This window comes from Okeania sp. KiyG1, from assembly GCF_014132355.1.
Classification (GTDB): Bacteria; Cyanobacteriota; Cyanobacteriia; order Cyanobacteriales; family Microcoleaceae; genus Okeania.
Window position 1 is genome coordinate 43,676 of record NZ_BLZO01000121.1, and the last position, 16,701, is coordinate 60,376.

The 16,701-nt window shown below is 37.8% G+C and carries 18 protein-coding genes and 1 pseudogene; 4 read left to right on the top strand and 15 right to left on the bottom strand.

The window, feature by feature from the left end:
• Positions 1-499: 499 nt before the first annotated feature.
• The 4 genes and pseudogenes from SAGCYANO_RS45900 to SAGCYANO_RS45910 form a co-directional block, all read right to left on the bottom strand.
• Complete coding sequence (locus tag SAGCYANO_RS45900; RefSeq protein WP_307785986.1) at positions 500-808, bottom strand: transposase; 309 nt, start codon at positions 806-808, stop codon at positions 500-502.
• Between the two features lie 43 nt (positions 809-851).
• Positions 852-1,073: pseudogene (locus tag SAGCYANO_RS50775) on the bottom strand (hypothetical protein); the annotation flags it as partial.
• A gap of 128 nt (positions 1,074-1,201) precedes the next feature.
• Positions 1,202-1,447: a hypothetical protein gene (locus SAGCYANO_RS45905; protein ID WP_237396825.1), complete on the bottom strand. Its 246-nt coding sequence runs from the start codon at positions 1,445-1,447 to the stop codon at positions 1,202-1,204.
• 4 nt (positions 1,448-1,451) lie between these two features.
• Positions 1,452-1,748, bottom strand: coding sequence for a helix-turn-helix domain-containing protein (locus SAGCYANO_RS45910; RefSeq protein WP_237396826.1), 297 nt, complete (start codon positions 1,746-1,748; stop codon positions 1,452-1,454).
• A gap of 114 nt (positions 1,749-1,862) precedes the next feature.
• Here SAGCYANO_RS45910 and nadC point away from each other — a divergent pair, with 114 nt between their 5' ends.
• Positions 1,863-2,762, top strand: coding sequence for a carboxylating nicotinate-nucleotide diphosphorylase (gene nadC / locus SAGCYANO_RS29140; protein WP_202223262.1), 900 nt, complete (start codon positions 1,863-1,865; stop codon positions 2,760-2,762).
• 823 nt (positions 2,763-3,585) lie between these two features.
• On the opposite strand, the gene SAGCYANO_RS29145 is transcribed toward nadC, so the two are convergent.
• Complete coding sequence (locus SAGCYANO_RS29145) at positions 3,586-3,942, bottom strand: hypothetical protein (RefSeq protein ID WP_202223263.1); 357 nt, start codon at positions 3,940-3,942, stop codon at positions 3,586-3,588.
• Between SAGCYANO_RS29145 and SAGCYANO_RS50780 the strand changes: the two genes are divergently transcribed.
• Entirely contained in the window at positions 3,933-4,064 is a 132-nt protein-coding gene (locus tag SAGCYANO_RS50780) for a DUF3134 family protein (RefSeq protein WP_202223264.1), read from the top strand. The two genes, SAGCYANO_RS29145 and SAGCYANO_RS50780, sit on opposite strands and share 10 nt — an antisense overlap.
• Positions 4,065-4,622: 558 nt before the next feature.
• Complete coding sequence (locus SAGCYANO_RS29155; protein ID WP_202223265.1) at positions 4,623-4,844, top strand: hypothetical protein; 222 nt, start codon at positions 4,623-4,625, stop codon at positions 4,842-4,844.
• A gap of 821 nt (positions 4,845-5,665) precedes the next feature.
• Here SAGCYANO_RS29155 and SAGCYANO_RS29160 read toward each other — a convergent pair.
• From SAGCYANO_RS29160 to SAGCYANO_RS49540, 5 genes are all read right to left on the bottom strand, one after another.
• Positions 5,666-6,154, bottom strand: coding sequence for a DNA-binding protein (locus SAGCYANO_RS29160; RefSeq protein WP_202223266.1), 489 nt, complete (start codon positions 6,152-6,154; stop codon positions 5,666-5,668).
• A gap of 244 nt (positions 6,155-6,398) precedes the next feature.
• Positions 6,399-6,551 (bottom strand): zinc ribbon domain-containing protein, encoded by a 153-nt coding sequence (locus SAGCYANO_RS49525; RefSeq protein ID WP_202220076.1) that lies wholly within the window; start codon positions 6,549-6,551, stop codon positions 6,399-6,401.
• Positions 6,552-6,609: 58 nt separating this feature from the next.
• Entirely contained in the window at positions 6,610-6,906 is a 297-nt protein-coding gene (locus SAGCYANO_RS49530) for a transposase (protein WP_307785987.1), read from the bottom strand.
• A complete protein-coding gene (locus tag SAGCYANO_RS49535; RefSeq protein ID WP_307785865.1) occupies positions 6,890-7,522 on the bottom strand; it encodes a transposase in 633 nt (210 codons plus the stop codon). Before SAGCYANO_RS49535 ends, SAGCYANO_RS49530 begins: the two co-directional genes overlap by 17 nt.
• Positions 7,515-7,622 carry a helix-turn-helix domain-containing protein gene (locus SAGCYANO_RS49540; RefSeq protein ID WP_202220519.1) on the bottom strand — a complete coding sequence of 36 codons (108 nt, stop codon included), beginning with the start codon at positions 7,620-7,622 and terminating at the stop codon, positions 7,515-7,517. Before SAGCYANO_RS49540 ends, SAGCYANO_RS49535 begins: the two co-directional genes overlap by 8 nt.
• A gap of 346 nt (positions 7,623-7,968) precedes the next feature.
• Between SAGCYANO_RS49540 and SAGCYANO_RS29180 the strand changes: the two genes are divergently transcribed.
• Positions 7,969-8,337: a GAF domain-containing protein gene (locus SAGCYANO_RS29180; protein ID WP_307785988.1), complete on the top strand. Its 369-nt coding sequence runs from the start codon at positions 7,969-7,971 to the stop codon at positions 8,335-8,337.
• A 1,391-nt stretch (positions 8,338-9,728) separates the two neighbouring features.
• Here the strand turns inward: SAGCYANO_RS29180 and SAGCYANO_RS29185 are convergent.
• The 5 genes from SAGCYANO_RS29185 to hflX all read right to left on the bottom strand — a co-directional run bounded on the left by SAGCYANO_RS29185 (position 9,729) and on the right by hflX (position 15,935).
• Positions 9,729-10,853 (bottom strand): Gfo/Idh/MocA family protein, encoded by a 1,125-nt coding sequence (locus tag SAGCYANO_RS29185; protein ID WP_202223268.1) that lies wholly within the window; start codon positions 10,851-10,853, stop codon positions 9,729-9,731.
• Between the two features lie 647 nt (positions 10,854-11,500).
• The gene (locus SAGCYANO_RS48185) at positions 11,501-11,635 is read right to left on the bottom strand and encodes a hypothetical protein (protein ID WP_255502745.1); all 135 of its coding nucleotides are present in this window, start codon (positions 11,633-11,635) and stop codon (positions 11,501-11,503) included.
• Positions 11,636-11,697: 62 nt separating this feature from the next.
• Entirely contained in the window at positions 11,698-12,714 is a 1,017-nt protein-coding gene (gshB, locus tag SAGCYANO_RS29190; protein ID WP_202223269.1) for a glutathione synthase, read from the bottom strand.
• A gap of 292 nt (positions 12,715-13,006) precedes the next feature.
• A complete protein-coding gene (grxC, locus tag SAGCYANO_RS29195) occupies positions 13,007-13,267 on the bottom strand; it encodes a glutaredoxin 3 (RefSeq protein WP_202223270.1) in 261 nt (86 codons plus the stop codon).
• Between the two features lie 946 nt (positions 13,268-14,213).
• Positions 14,214-15,935 carry a GTPase HflX gene (gene hflX / locus SAGCYANO_RS29200; RefSeq protein WP_202223271.1) on the bottom strand — a complete coding sequence of 574 codons (1,722 nt, stop codon included), beginning with the start codon at positions 15,933-15,935 and terminating at the stop codon, positions 14,214-14,216.
• Positions 15,936-16,701: the final 766 nt, after the last annotated feature.

Genomic DNA, 16,701 nt, shown 5'->3' on the forward strand with positions numbered 1-16,701 from the left:
TTTTATGTTAGCTTTAGGCTCCCAGTTTAGGCCGACCTCTAATTAGATACGAAATCAACCAAGAATATTTGATTTCAATTATATGAGGCACACCTTTTGATTTAGGAGTTGCAATGTCTTTCTCCTATTGTAGATGACGACCCATAATACTGAGTTCTCTGTACGAGCGCCTTGGCCAACTTCCCTGGCAAAGGATTGGGATGACATTACCCTTACTTCGCTTTATCCCCATGCACTGAAAGACAGACTTGCGCTTTGCCTGAATTCTGGGAGATTGGAGTTACACGGTATCCGTGCGGGAAGGAATTTAACCTCCATGAGTATCAGAGTTATCCCGATAAAGGGACTGGCTGTTCGTAAACTTAGTTTACTTAGGCCAAACGAGTCGCACTTCCTGCTTCTACCTGGCCACGTCGGTGCCTGTCCAGTCCACAGGCTGACACGGACGTTTGCTTTTGCTTCGCAAAGCTAGCGCAACGCAACGCTAGCGCGAAACGCGTTAGCGTTGCGGAGCAAACTGCCCGCCATAGCTAAATTTAACGCTCTTATCAAGTCTCGATCGCGCTAGCGTTGCGGAGCAATCGCAGCTAAAATTGCAATGTTCGCACTCTATAACTCTCTCAGATAAAGATAGAGACTCTTTTACAGTTCCACACCTACTGCAAGTCTTGGAACTAGGGAACCATCTGTCAACAATTATTAGTTGAGAACCGTATAACTCACACTTGTACTCGCGCCTGTCTACGAAATTCGTAAAACCCCATATCAGCAACAGCCTTGTAGGGGCGTTAACGATAGTTATGCGCAAGCTTTCGGCCGGAAAGCTGACGCATAGCTGACGAATGGCGCCCCTACTTATGATTGGCCATCAGTCCTGATACATTAAGGTCTTCACCCACCCCTCTAGCTCCCCTCCCGGGAGGGGATGGGGGTGGGTTGTGGTTTTTAGCCAAATAAGTAGTCAGTTTATGCAATGTATCTTTCCTGATGTTAGCTAGGCTGCACAGCAGGATAGCTATCTTGAGTTGTGCTTTTTTCCAGTTATTAGAAAACTTGACTTTATGTCGGTTAAGGTACTGCCACCGAGAAAGTTTTACTTCTAACCTTCTGTAAGATTTAGCACCAACAAAAACCTCAGAGCGTGGATAACGTAGCTAGAGATTTTATTCCTAAGTCTACTCCAACTACATCTACTGACTTCTCAGTAATCATGGAAGCTGAGTCTCAGAGCGAAACTAACAAACCATCTATTAGCTTTTTTGCTAATAGTTACAGACTTAGGAGTAACATGATCTGGCAGTATTTCGTATGTTTTAATCCATCCAATTCGAGGTAGTTTGATACGATTAAAATCTACTGTGATTGAACCATCTAGAGTGTTTGCGTAGCATTCCGTAGGAAAGCTATCATCCCTACCTTTTTTCTTGAATTTAGGTTGACCAGACACTTTGTTAAAACAGCGCTTCCAGGCTTCTGATAAATACCTCAAAGCATAGCTCGGCGCACCCGATCGAAACTTCATAGTACCAGCAGTTTTTCGGTTTTACCATTGCTACTAATAGTTTCTGCAGGTCAATTGCAGTAGGAAACTTAAGTTTACTGTCTGGATTATGCTGATTATGATTCAATATATTTCGGGTTAACCATAATCCCCAATTATAAGCATGACGGGCTACACCCGCGTGTTTGGCCAGCAATGTTTTTTGCTGGTTTGTAGGGTGCAGTTCAGTTTTGAATCCTAGTAGCATAAAATAAAATATAGATCCAGCAGAGATTATTATAGATAATACCAGATTATAGCCAACAGTTACTAGCCCTCAAGATTATGTTCAATCAGCAAAACTTAAAAAAGAAGTAAAATTATGAAAGCAGTTTTACCTCCAAACATAATATTAGACAACTTATTAAAAAATTGGCTGCTAGAAGATATTGGCAGGGGCGATCGCGCTACTGCAAGCTTATTTTCAGCAGACCAAGTAATTCCAGGCGCAGGTTATTGGTTGGTCAAGGAGTCAGGAGTTATTGCCGGGTTGCCTATGGCAGCTAGGGTGTTTCAACTTTTGGATGAAAAGGTCAATTTTGTACCTACTGTTACAGAGGGAGAATGGTGCGAGTCGGGTACTGTAATAGCTAAATTAGATGGGCCTTTAGATAGTTTATTGACTGGGGAAAGGGTGGCCTTAAATCTGGGGATGCGTTTGAGTGGGATAGCGACTATGACTCGTAAATATGCAGAGAAAATTGCCGATCTGTCGGTGCAACTGGTTGATACTCGCAAGACAACTCCAGGACTGAGAATATTAGAAAAATATGCCACTCAAGTTGGTGGGGCGAAAAATCATCGGATGGGTTTGGATGATGCGGTGATGATTAAGGATAATCATATTGCTGCTGCTGGGGGTATTGGGGAAGCGATCGCTAAGGTCAGAGAAACAATACCTTATCCTTTAACTATTGAAGTGGAGACAGAAACATTGGCAGAAGTAGAAATTGCTTTGGAGTATCAGGGAGATATTATTATGCTGGATAATATGTCTGTTGAAGTAATGCAGCAAGCAGTTAAAATGATTAGGCAAAATAATAGTCGTATTAAAATTGAAGCTTCAGGAAATATTACTTTAGAAACTATTAGAAATGTGGCTGAAACAGGTGTAGATTATGTTTCTACTAGCGCTCCTATTACTAGGTCTACTTGGTTAGATTTAAGTATGAAAATAGAAAAGAATATTACAAATACAGGAGGAGGAAAAAATTTGGAATAGGGAATATTCAACAATTTAATTTAATAATTAATAATTACCTCTTCTGTTCAAGGAGAGAATTGACTCAAAGGAAAATTTTTTATTCTCTTGAAATATTTTACAGATAAAGGTTTTAGCCTTTTTAGGGTTGAATTGCAGTGCGGTTGTTTCAGTCTAAAACGCTCAAAAAGTTAGTATTTTAGGCGCATAGTTGTGCAGAAAAATCAAGGGATAATTCTTACTCCTACCTCCTGTAAATTCCCCGTTGCTCCTGTCTCCTACGCCAGGGCAAACGCATCTTATTTTGAAGTTCTGACAGGGCAAGGGTGTTAGGTTTCTAAGTATTTATACTGATTACTTCTCTAAACCTTAACAGTAGAAACTTCCAGAATTTAAATGCTTTTTCCCTGCCTCTTTATGTACTACATTTTGTCGTGCGGAATGTGGGTTATGAAAACCGCTATAACTAAAATCTAAAAATTTTAGATTAATTTTTTGTGTAGGATTCAGAATTTTATATACATCAATTCATCTAATCCATTAAATAAGGGCAGGAAAAACATTTACATATATTATTTGTCTGGCAAATTTCAAAAAAAATCCCCTAAAATCTAATAGACCGGATAGAGGATATAAGCAAATATAAAAGTATAAAGTATTAGTGAGACTTAAACAAAATAGAGCCAGAAAATAGGCTCAAGTATAGACAGGCAAAGGTTTTTACGTCAAAAAGGTATAAATCCTGAATAAGCACGGGTTCTAGCCATTTTTAGGGCATCGACGTAATTCCCTTGTCTAGAGTGGCTTTGACGCATTTTTTCGACCAGAAAATGTTTAAGTACCATTAGGATAGATTTACTAAAATTCCTTGCTGAGGATATATGGAAGAAAAATAACAAACAAACAACCCATCACAACCTGTAGTGCTACAACCAATTACGGTACAGGAAACAGTAAATCCACAACCTGTAGTGTCACAACTAACTACGGCACAGGAAACACCTGTAGTGCCACCAACAACTACGATATAAGAAATACTTGTAGTACCACAACCAACTACGGTACAGGAAACAGTAAATCCACAACTTGTAGTTGCTTCACCTATAGTAGAGGTAAGGGTAGAACAACCAGTAGGAGTTATTAGTCGTAGAAATAACCAAGTTACAACCAGTTCTAGTTTATCACCCCTCCTTGCTTTCAATACCTCGTTATGAGCTAACAGATGTAATTCCTAGCCAACGAGACTCATTTATAGTTGACTGGTTAGAAACATCAGGCAAAATGTTACCTTGTGCTAAAAACAGAAGCTTTAAAAATAAATAGCACCCAAAAAAGTTTACCAGACCTCTGAGTGCTATTTATGAATTTAGTTAGTTTGTTCCATGTTCATTTTCATGCTTATGAAACACACCTATAAGTTGAAACTATAGGAAAAAGCTTATTCTATAAAGCTTATGGTTAAGAAATAGCCAACTTGTTAATTATCTTGACTATAACTTTATTATAATCATGTTGGACATAATTTTAAAGTTTGCTCCTGATGAATTTAAAAAGCTTTCTGAAAGGATTCTCCTAAATATCAACTTTTGGTCAAACTGTAAGCATGAAAAATTACCTGATTTTTCATCATGCAAAAACAACCAAAACGTCCAATTATCAGAAGAAAGAAAGTAAACTTTATAAACAGAGTTGCTCCGTACTTGATAATTCTTTCTTTCGTTGTGCCATCCAGTATTATTTTGGAGATTCAGTTTCCAAACAGCATCAAAATTGAATTGCATAAAAACTTTGGATACTTTTTCAACTTAATCTAATTTAACTTTACGCAGGCGGTCTCAAGGCTGTCTGCACACTTTTTGTTTGTGAATAAATTGAGCTGTTATGAAAAATTTAAATAGAGAAGAATGTGAATATTGTATTTATAATGCGCGTCATCATTTAATAGTTTGTGCCTTACACCCCAAAGGCTCTAATGATAAAAATTGCCCAGACTTCAAACTAGACTTTGAATTAGAAGGTAAAAATTTTAGAGATTTCGTAGGGATTGGTGAACCTGTTGAAATCAACGGCAGTATAAATAATCCCCAGGGCCTACGCATCTAATTTTTTTGACAAATGACCAAGAAGATAATTTCAAATGGAGACTATGCGATCGCGTAGCCAATCATCATCAAAAAATACCCAAACTTTCAACCGTAAAAACTATCAAATAAATTTCATAATTAATACTTAAAAAAACTAATTAAAACCGAATATTAGAGTTTCCTTGAGAATAATTATCCTAGTAATAGCAGAATTATTATTGATTGTGCTTTGATTACTGAAGCGTGATTGCAGACTGTAATATTTGGAATAAAATTCAAGGCTATTTCTATTTTATAGGTGTTTTTACCCTTGTTTTAACAATGGCCAAAATCTTTAGACGTTAGCGGAGCTTTGCGTCAGCAATCGCTTAAAAAACTATAGCGTTAGCGGAGCTTTGCGTCAGCAATCGCTCTATTTAGCATACGCTATACATAGTGTCTTTGCGTAAGTCCTGCTATAAATACTCCCGTATCAGTTATCGTTCAAGGTTGGACGCGATCGCGTCCGCTCGAAAATAGCGTTTGTGGAGCGTCAGCTAAGATGTCTCACAGTCTCCATTCTCGGAATGTACCTCTTGGTCATTTGTCAAAAAAATTAGATGCGTTGACCCTGTCTCCTACGCCTACTAAAAGACTTTTTCAGCAAACCCTATTATAGATAAGGGCGATGGCTCACTCAGGCTATAGAGAGGATTTTGAGGAAAGTTGGTATTGCTAGAAATATAAGAATTATTTCCATAAGAATCTGTAGTGTTAGCCCAAAAGTCAAAGAAGGCAACACCAATACTATTACTATTAAATAGAGAAAAATTTGGTTGAACTTAATAATCAGACTTAAAGCTAACCAAAACCTTTAGGTTTATTTTCCTCTGGCTCTGTATCTAGGAAAGACTTGCGAATTATTTGAGTATCAGGCTCTACCTCAATCCACAGGCGAGCACCACCAGCTTGACTCTTGTTAGGTTTATGAGGACGATACACTATTTTGCAGTTTCCCAGAATTTCTGCTTCGTGACAACGATAATTTCTGTTTCCCTGTTTTACAGATATCGCTGGCAAAGATGTGCCGTTGTCTCGGTTATAGTCAATTTCTTTGCGCAGCACATGGATAAAAGTATTGCCTGTACGGAATCCTTTATTCCAAGTTCCTTGAGGGCCTCGACGACCTGGAGTAATTTCTGGCATTCCTCGACTATTCAAAGGAATTATCCAGAATCGTTTGACCTTTTTGGCCCCTTTGAGACGACCTTGCCTGAGAAGTAACCTGAGTCTGGCGGTAGAAATATTCAGAAGAAAAGCTGCTTCTGTTGTACCTACTGTATCTGTCATAAACTATTCCGGAATATATAATTTATCATCTGAATAACTTTTGATGATTAAACCACAAAAATTTAGTTTGGCAATAATTTTGATTTTTCAGTATTTATCAGTATTGATTCATAGTAGTAAGGTTGATAGACAATTTTGCAACTCCTCAAAATCTCAACTAAGATAACCCTCTTTTTTGACATCCTCCCCGGCCTAAAGGCGCGGGGATTCCTACCGAGCCGAAGCCCCTCGGTGGGTTGACGCTTCACAGGCTGCTGCTGCCAGATGCGGTAGTCTTACGCTTGCCTCCACGTCCGTTTAATGTCTCGGACTGCCCGCCCGCGACTAATATATTTATGGCTGCATTTTCGTCTCTATCATGTTTTGCACCGCAGTTTAGACACTCCCATTCTCGCACTTCAAGGTCTAACTTTCCACCTTTGAATCCACAGCTAGAGCAAGTTTGAGATGTGGGTTCAAGGGCGACTAATTACTCTGAAATCGCGACCATATTTTTCTGCTTTTCCTTCTAGGAATGTTCTGAAAGTTCTCCACCCTAAATCTGAAATTGCTCTGGATAATTTACGGTTTTTCACCATACCAGATACATTCAAATCTTCTAAAACAATTGTTTGGTTTTCACGAATTATTTCAGTGGATAATTTATGTAGAAAGTCTGTTCTTGTATCTTTCAGTTTGCCATGGAATTTAGCTACTCTAATCCGTGCTTTTTCATACCTTTTAGAGCCTTTAGTTTTATGAGATAATGACAAACTTTACCTTTCTTAATTTCTTAATTCGTTTCTTCAGTGGCTTAGGAGCATCAACCTTTGTACCATCACTAAATGTAGCAAAGGTTTTAATACCTAAATCTATACCTACTGAATTATCAGTTTGAGGTAAGATTTCTGGTTGTATTTCTACTACAAAACTCAAGAAATATCTATGTAGGGGCGAACGGCCGTTCGCCCCTACGTCTTTAATTACTGTTACTGATGATGGAGCAGCAGGTAACTCTCTTGACCATACAATTTTCAGCTTTCCTATCTTTGCTAAATAAACTTTATGTTGACCAACTTTAAACCCTCCCTTTGTAAATCTAGCAGTTGCGAGCGACTTTTTACTTTTAAATTTAGGAGGTTTAACAGGTTTACCTTTTCTCTGGCCTTGAGTTGATTTAAAAAAGTTTGTAGGGGCGAACGGCCGTTCGCCCCTACGGTTTAAATCATTCAAGGACTGCTGCAGTGGTATATTAGAAACCTCTGACAACCATTCTCTGCATTCAGTCTTTTTAGCTTGAGTAATAAAAAGCTTTTGTAGTTCAGAATTAGTGGGCTTATTTTCTCCCGATTTATACTTCTGTTGGCAACAAGCTAGACTATCATTCACTCGCCACACGGACACAGCCAAATAGCTTGGCTAATCGGTATTTTTGTCCCGGCGTTGGATATATACGGTACTTAAATCTAGCTTTCATAACTTGACGCATCAAACTAACAACATAATAACATATTTATTGAAAAAATCAACCCGCAAGCAATAAAAAGTCGCCCTAGAAGGGCGAGGCTTGAGACCCATTTTTTCGGTCACTATCCGAAAAATCTTATAATTTCTAAATTATAGAGCTTTTCTACATCAGGTGATCGCCAGCTTTTTTCTTCCTGAAAATTCCTGAGAGCCGTGAAATTGCCAAAATTCGATTATCAAACTTTGTATTTTTTGTTATAGCTGCTTTCGGTGGAAGTTCAAATAATATAAAAAACTGGAGAGTTACAAAAGAGGATTAATGTAACTTGATATAAGTCCCTGTTAAACAGAATTTACTAACTTCCTTTTTGTCTTATCGCATTTTTGAACGTCTTGCTCAAAATGTAGCTCGAAACACTTTTATCCAAGAAACTCTTGATAATATTAGAAGCTATATTCAATCAGAAAGAGTTGTATTATATTATTTTTATCGTGAGTGGAAAGGACAGGTAACATTTGAGTTTTTGAGTAATGGGAAACTATCGATTTATGGTTCAACAGGAGCTGATGAATGTTTTAATGATGAATATGCTGCTATGTATCAAGAGGGAAGAGTCCGGGCGATCGAAGGTATTGAATTAGAAGCAATACATCCTTGCCATCGAGATTTTCTCCGTAGTATAAGGGTTAAGGCTAATTTAGTAGTGCCTGTTCTAGGAGGTTATGGGGGTTGCTAGTTGCTCATCAATGTCAGGATGCACGCTCCAGGTCAAAGTCAGATATAGAAGTTATGCAAAAGGCAGCAGTCAGTTTGGCAACTGCACCAGCTATTAGAGATAGCTAATATTTAATATTAAGGGAATAGGGAATAGGGAATAGGAAGAAATATTTGAATATTTATCAATAAAAATTGATTTTATATGAAATACTAAAATTTTTGCTACAAATACTTAAGCTGTTTCAAGGAGCCAGGTAGGGGGACCATCGGTAGGGCGACCTACAGGAGTTAGCTAGAGCGTCGATTCATCTCACACCAAATTTTCAATTATGGTGTGAGATGAATCGACGGTAAATTAATGGGAGGAGATGTCCCATTAATTTACAAATTTTATGTTATGATAGATTTAAGCTGGTTTGAGTTAACAACCGCCAGTGATCAACCATGAAAATCAAATCAGATATGGGGTGAGATCCCAGAAATCCTAGTAATCCGTTGGGAATGTCAAATCTGATGGTGGCCCTAGGTGAGCAGCTTTTTGATTGGCCAAAAGGGCGGCGGGGCATCCCGTCCTTAAAGCTCATGGAGTCCGACGGAATACCGGGACTGTGAAACGAGAGAGCTTACACTATACCGTCAGGTTAGTGTGGGAGTATGTCACTAAGAATAGCCTATATATCATTTATTAGAGTAAAACTCTGTTTTTAGTCAAGCAGTAGGGACGTTACATGCAACTTCCATACAGAGAAGTAAATAGGGTTTGCTGAAAAAGTCTTTTAGTAGGGGTAGGAGTCAGGAGTCAGGAGACAGGAGAAATGGGAATGAGCGAAGAGGTAGGAGCAAGAATTGTCCCAAGATTCTTCTACCATAGTCAGCCCAAAATACTAGCATGCATGAGCTTTTCGGTGCAAAAAGCTAGCACTTTTTTGAAACCTAAAAAGGCTAATACCTTTATTTCTCAATACTTTTAGATTTAATCAGCAAGCCCTAAATATAATAATAATTAATGCTAATTAGCGTTTGCTCAATAAAGTCTTTTGGTAGGGGTAGGAGTCAGGAGAAACAGGGAATTTAGAAGAGGTAGGAGTAATAATTGTCCCTCAATTTTTCTGTCCGAAGGTTTGCCTTTTATGCTAACTTTTTGAGGATTTTAGACTAAAATAAGCGAACTTTTTGGAAATCCAATAATTCTCAAACCCTTACTTGTAAATGGTTTGAGGATTAATCAGCAAACCCTAATGATCAAAAAGGTTATTCTGTTTGAGAGATTGAATTATGGCATTATTATCATCTATAGTGGTTTTCACAAAGGTAGACTACAAAACTTCTGCCCTCTACCCTCAGCATAAGTGCCTTTAAGCCAAAATCTCTGTATTCTATGTTAGTTAATGAAAACTGCTATAAATTCAGTTAAAAGCTCCTACTATTTTCCAGTAATTTATCTAAATCTGGCACATTGACCCAAGTACCTGTCATATTAGATTCATGGGTTAAATCCATTAATAACTGAGAATAAACACCTTCTCTCAAAGATGGAACTACAGATTTTCCTACCTCTATTGCTTTTACCCAATTATCAACTACTCGAATAAAAGGTGCAATTCTACCATCAGGATAAACTTGAGGAAATTCTAACCAGTCGGGAATTTTTATTTCTGCTAAAGTCTCTCCATTTTGAGAACCCCAAACTTTGAACCCATGTACATAATCTTTTTGATTATCGCTACCTATAATTAATGTACCTTTACTACCATAAACTTCTACCCAATGACCACGCCCTTGATAGGTGACAGAACTAATACAAATTTGACAGGGAGTACCATCTACTAGCTCTAGCATAATATTACAAGTATCATCTGAATCTACTGGTTTTAACTTATTATCCTCTGTGGGGTCAGGACGAGTTTTAATTGAAGTATTCAGTTGTCCCCAAAGTTTTTTCGCAGGCCCAAATAACCAGTTAATATAATCAAAAGAATGAGAAGCGATCGCTCCTAATGCACCGCCGCCTTTATCTTTTTGAGCATACCAATTCCAAGGACGATTTGGATTAGCACGACTTGATGCTAACCAATCAATTTTTATTAGGCGTTTATCCCCCACATATCCATCAGCTAAAAGTTCTGCAAATAATTGCCAAGCAGGAACATAACGAAATTCAAAATCCATAGTTGCTACACATCTATTAGTAGCAGTAATCTGATATAATTCTTGGGCTTCTTCTACTGTTAAAGTTGTGGGTTTTTCTAACAATAAATGTTTGCCTGCGGATAATACTTTTTTTGCCATTTCATAGTGTAAAAATGGTGGAGTAGAAATTGTTACTGCGGTAATTTCAGGTATAGAAATAATTTCTTCTATAGTGTTAAAAGCATGAGGAATATTATGTTTTAATGCAATTGATTTAGCTTTTTCTAAATCTGGGTTATAGACAGCTAATACTTGGGTTTTGTGATGTGCTTGTAAACCTGGTATATGTACTTTTTGACCAAATCCTGTACCGATAACTGCGACACCAATAGTTTTATTAATCATTGTTATTTATTAGAAGTAAGAGGGAAGAAGGAAGAGGGAAGAAGTAAGAGGGATTAAATATAAATTTCCATAATAGTTTCATTAATCATTGTTATTTATTAGAAGGAAGAAGGAAGAAGCAAGAGGGAAGAAGTAAGAGGGATTAAATATAAATTTCCATAATAATTTCATTAATCATTGTTATTTATTAGAAGGAAGAAGGAAGAAGCAAGAGGGAAGAAGCAAGAGGGATAATTCATTAATTGATAATTGATAATGGATAATTGATAATTACCTCTGGTTAAAACCATTACGGAATTGAATATAAGGAAATATTATTTCTTTTCTCTTGGTCGATTGGATATGCTTAGGAAACCCATCCATCCCACCCTTCGGGAAGCTCCGAAGATCGACAGCTTTTTTCCCCTTAAAAGGGAGACTTTAAACCAGAATTATTTAATTATTAATTATTCGGTAAGAGGGATTAAATATAAATTTTCATAATAGTTTCATTAATCATTGTTATTTATTAGAAGGAAGAGGGAAGAAAGAAGAAGGATTAAATATAAATTTCCATATAGGAAGAAGTAAGAGGGAAAAAGCAAAAAGGATAAATATAAATTTCCATATAGAAAGGAAAAAGTCATTTTATGTCAAATAATTAGCGATCAAAAAACTTTTTCTCCTAATACCTTGTAACTCCTTCTTCTTCCCTCCTGACGTAAGCATTTCCTACGGAATGCTGTGCCAAAAGCTTTTAAACTTAATAACTTTCTAGGGTTAGCTAAAGGTAACCAATTCATTCATAAATTTTAATTCTCTTTGGAGACTAATTTCTCCTGAGCGTGTGATAATAAGTTAATAACTAATAGCTGATAGCTGATAGCTTACTCCTGACTGGTACCTTATTATTTTTGAATTGATTTTTATTAATTATCCATTCTATTACTTGTTTACCCAGATTAACATTATCAAGCAAATCAATTTCTCTAATTCCTGTCGGGCTCGTAACATTTACTTCTGTCAAATAACCACCAATTACATCTATACCAACAAAATATAAACCATCTGCTATTAATTTAGGTGCTAAATACTCGCAAATTTCAGATTCTCGTTCCGTAATTTCTGTCTGAGCAACTCGCCCACCTACTGCCATATTTCCTCTAAATTCTTTACCAGTAGGAATCCTATTTACTGCTCCAATAGACTTACCATTAAGCATAATAATTCGCTTATCTCCTTCTTTTGCCGCTGGTAAATAACTCTGAATCATCACAGGTTCTTGACCTTGTTTTGTACTAATTTCTATCAGAGAATTAAAATTGCGATCGCTCGGATCTAAAAATAAAATTCCCTCTCCAGCTTTTCCTCCTAAAGGTTTTAAAACTGCTGCTCCTTGTGACTCTAAAAAGTTTCTAATTACCTCTTTTTCTTGACTAACAATTGTCTCTGGAATTACTTTTTTAAACTGCAAAGCATACATTTTTTCATTAGCAGCGCGTAACCCTTGAGGAGAATTTATAACTAAAGTTTTTTCTGGATTAATATAGTCTAAAATATAAGTAGCATAGAGATAAGGAATTGTTACAGGGGGGTCTTTGCGCATAAATACAGCATCCATTGACTCCAATGGTTGTAGCATCGCTTTTCCCAAATCATACCAAGGGTTACTAGCAACCCAATGATTTTCTACCCTTTCAACTGGCATTAAATGTGCCCGCTTGAGAGTTGCCCAGGCTTTACTTTCAATAGTACTTAATTGATTAACTTCCGTTATCCAGACTTCGTGACCAAATTCTTGAGCAGCTTCCATCAGTGCAACGGTACTATCGTGAACTGGGTTTAGTCGTTCTATGGGGTCTATGATGAATGCAAATTTCATCTTTATTTGGTTTATTATTTCAAAATATTTTTAATAGTAGGGGCGAATGCCATTAGCCCTCTTTGACACACCTAATATGTTGCAATAGTAGGGCAGGTTCCACGTTAAATTCATAAGTCTCAACCAATTAGATGAACCCGCCACAAAATAATCAATAGACATCTCCACCAAAAGAGGGAACAGGGAATAGGGAAAAGGGAACAGGGAGAAATAATTGACAATTTATGGATAAGAATTGATTTTATTTTTAATTTTTGGAGATGTCTAATAACTACAGAAACAGTAAATTATACTAAACTTCTAGTAATTGGTCTAGTTTACCTTGGTCTTCTAGTTCATATAGATCGTCACAACCGCCGATATGTTGGTCTTTGATAAAAATTTGAGGCAAAGAGCGACGGCCATTAGCTCTTTTAGCCATTTTTTCTCGTTCTACATCATCGCCATCTATAGTATATTCTTGATACTCTGCTTGCTTTTTATCTAACAGAGCTTTAGCGCGGATACAAAATGGACAAGTTGACCAAGTGTAAATTTCTACGTTAGCTGCCATATTTTATAGATTAGATTTTCTATATGAAATATTTATTTAATAATTTTAATATTAATTTGCTCTTAAAAAAATTAGATTTTAGATTTTAAGCCTGCTGAAAAATTCTAAATTTTGAGGTTAAGGAATAGGGAACAGTTGAACTACCCCGCGCTACTTCGTGGAGCGCAGGGTTTCTGACGCTTCCTTGTCCATAGTTGCTTCATGCTTCCGGAATCAGTAGAGCTATGCGACTCACCGTCTAAAGAGGCCAGTTCCTGACCCCTTGCCCAAGTTAAACATACCTGAAAAGTCTGTGAACCTAGTTTTTGGTATTCTGTCCATACCTTCTTAAATTCAGGCAAGCAATTTTGTTGCTCGTAATAGTCAACAGAGTGGTTGAACTTCTGATACTGTGTTCTTCTATTAGTTACAGCAGCATTGTACAAAGAGCAGTGCATACATCTTGCCCAGTGCATCAACGTTTCTTGTTGCTTATTCGGATAAAGTCTATAGAACCCATTTGAGGTCTATATAATTATGGTAATTAAGCCTTTTCGCGCATCAATGAGTGAGGAAAAATCATCAGCAAGGAGTGTTGAATTTTTTGTATTATTTCTCCCCACATCTTCCCTCTTCCCCTCCACGGTCGGGGTTAGGGGTGGGTTGTCTCCTGTCTCCTGTCTCCTAGCTAACGTGCATATTTATGAAGATACGGTTAGGGGTTAGAAATGTTAGGAGCAATAGTAAACAGTACCGAGGGGCACGCCTCTTACAGAGGAGCTGCGCTAACAGAATCTGGGGGAAACCTGTTTGCGGAGCATTCCGAAGGAAAAGCTACGGGAGAGTCCGACCTCTGGATTAGCTGGCTAATTTAAGTTGTCTCTGTGAGCGTAGAATCATCAATGATGAGAATCCCGCATCATAATCTCTGATTTGATGCCGGGAGTATGTCAATTTGTCTACTTCTTCAAGAAGCAATAACATAATCAATAAGTTGTGCAAGTCGCTGACGCAAAGTTTCTAGACCGAGAGCTTTAGCAGCAGAAATAAATACTGCCATCGGATATTCTTCGTGAGCAAATCTCAAAGTATCTCCATCTACTTCATCGATCTTGTTAAAAGCAACTAAAGCAGGTCCTGGTGTTTCTGGCATTTCTGCCAAAATAGTCATCACAGAACGTATTTGACTTTGCCAAGCAGGATGAGACAGATCGACAACATGAAGTAAAGCATCTGCTTCTGTCACTTCTTCGAGGGTTGCCCGAAAAGCATCAATTAGGGTAGGTGGGAGTTCGTGAATAAATCCTACTGTGTCAGTTATCACAATAGGAATTCGCTTACCCGTAACTGCATCAGGAATAATCAGACGACGAGAAGTAGGGTCTAGAGTTGCAAACAATTGGTCTGCAGCATAAACCTCTGATTTAGTAAGTGTATTCAGTAATGTAGACTTGCCAGCATTAGTGTATCCAACTACTGCCACCGTTGGTACTTCTTGACTTTGACGATGTTGACGTAGACGGGAACGATGTGCTTGTAACTGATTCACCTCTTTCTGTAACCGAGATATTCGAGCATTAATTGCCCGACGTTCCGTTTCTAACTTAGTTTCACCAGGTCCTCTAGTACCAATACCACCACCAAGACGAGACATTGCCTCACCTCGACCTGTTAGACGCGGGATAGTATATTCCAGTTGAGCAAGTTCGACTTGCAATTTTCCAGCACGAGACTGAGCGCGTTGAGCAAAAATATCAAGAATAACTTCAGTACGGTCTACTACTCTCACACCAACCTTAGTTTCTAGGTTACGAACTTGAGCAGGAGAAAGGTCGCGGTCAAATACAACTAAATTAGCTCCCACAGTTTGAACAGTCAGAGCAATTTCTTGGACTTTACCCTCTCCCACCACAGTTTGAGGATGGGGTTGCGATCGCTTCTGTTGCATTGTCTTTAAGACCATACCTCCCGCAGTATCAACAAGTCTAGCTAATTCTGCTAACCCGTCTTCAAATTCCCTATCCTTCATTTTGTCTGTTTTTAGCCCCACCAACAGAACCTTATCTTGGTCAGAATCAACTTCTTGAGCAATAAATTCTCTTTGAAATTCTGCTTCTAATCCATCAATCAATTCAATAAAGTCTTGTTTGGCAAGCATATCCAGACTGAGAGGGGGTGATACCGTCCAAAACGGCAATTCTTGGATATTGGTATCTGTCCGGTCTGTTTGAGTAGGTAACAAGTGAGCTAAATAAGCTTGTTTAACATAACCAGTAGCTCCACCCCCTTTGCGTTTAAATCCTTCTCCTGTGAGGGTAAGCACCACCAGAGCATCAAGTCGTTGAATAACCATTGCAGTCAGAGCAGCTTCTGAAGGCACTTCTGGTTTTAGGTTAGTAGCGATGCAACGAATACCACTCAGGCGACTTGCACCGTAACGGGGTAATTCCAGAGGAGGAATTTGGGTTTGACGGGGTGTGCCAATTCCCACCCGGATAATTTTTCCTCTACGATTGATATAAACGCAGACTGGTTGGCCAACTTCTTTGCTGATTGAGGCGACTCTTTGGGCAAATTCTGAGGTAGTTAGACAATCGCTTGGTAATCGCTGATGGTACAACCGTTGCAGTTGTTTGAGTTGGCTAGATTTTAGACCTTGAAGATTTCCGTAGATGGTTTCGATAGGCATTCCTAGCCACAAAAATGTGGCCCCTCTCTAATACTACTTTAGAATTATAAATATTCTATTATAGCCCTAATTTTTAAGTTCAACATAGTCCACTTGATACATTACTTCTGTACAATTTTTGTGGAAACATAAATAGGGTTTGCTCAATAAGTCTGATGGTAAATAGGGAGGAGTCAGGAGTCAGAATTCAGAATTCAGAAGGAATGGGGAATTTGGAGGAAGTAGTTGAATATTTTATCCCTTGATTTTTCTGCCATAGTCAGCCTAAAACTCTAACTTTTTGCTTCCTCAAGCTGAAAAAGTTATACCATTTCTCAAAAATTTTTCTACATTTTGTTGAGCAGGGGAGTGGGGGAGTGGGGGAGTGAACCCACCCCTAACCCTCCCTGGAGGGGAAGCAAACATAAGAATAATTAACATTAACGCAAGCTGAAATTAGCTTGCATTGTGATTTTGCTTGTGTTGATTAATTGACAACTGAAGTATTGCTATACTTTGGCAATACTTTTGGGAATTGGTATAATACCATTTTGAAAAAGAATGTTACGAATAATAAGCACGATAAAAAGACTTTCAGATAAAGTCTGTTTCACGAAAAAGGTAATTTGCAACATCAAAAATGGTATTAAATCTATCCATTCTGCATTCTAAATTCGCGCATTAAAATAAATACCCTAACTATTTGTAGCAAACATTTATCAATTTGGTATTACACCTTTCTGCGAGCTAAAAAGGCTAAAACTTTTACTTGTTAATTCTTTGAGAG

Bases quoted from the DNA above. Each gene is read 5' to 3' on its own strand.
- SAGCYANO_RS45910 (WP_237396826.1), bottom strand. From the start codon at position 1,748: ATGCTACTAGGATTCAAAACTGAACTGCACCCTACAAACCAGCAAAAA.
- nadC (WP_202223262.1), top strand. From the start codon at position 1,863: ATGAAAGCAGTTTTACCTCCAAACATAATATTAGACAACTTATTAAAA.
- SAGCYANO_RS29155 (WP_202223265.1), top strand. From the start codon at position 4,623: ATGAAAAATTTAAATAGAGAAGAATGTGAATATTGTATTTATAATGCG.
- SAGCYANO_RS29160 (WP_202223266.1), bottom strand. From the start codon at position 6,154: ATGACAGATACAGTAGGTACAACAGAAGCAGCTTTTCTTCTGAATATT.
- SAGCYANO_RS49540 (WP_202220519.1), bottom strand. From the start codon at position 7,622: ATGCGTCAAGTTATGAAAGCTAGATTTAAGTACCGTATATATCCAACG.
- SAGCYANO_RS29185 (WP_202223268.1), bottom strand. From the start codon at position 10,853: ATGATTAATAAAACTATTGGTGTCGCAGTTATCGGTACAGGATTTGGT.
- SAGCYANO_RS48185 (WP_255502745.1), bottom strand. From the start codon at position 11,635: ATGAATTGGTTACCTTTAGCTAACCCTAGAAAGTTATTAAGTTTAAAA.
- gshB (WP_202223269.1), bottom strand. From the start codon at position 12,714: ATGAAATTTGCATTCATCATAGACCCCATAGAACGACTAAACCCAGTT.
- grxC (WP_202223270.1), bottom strand. From the start codon at position 13,267: ATGGCAGCTAACGTAGAAATTTACACTTGGTCAACTTGTCCATTTTGT.
- hflX (WP_202223271.1), bottom strand. From the start codon at position 15,935: ATGCCTATCGAAACCATCTACGGAAATCTTCAAGGTCTAAAATCTAGC.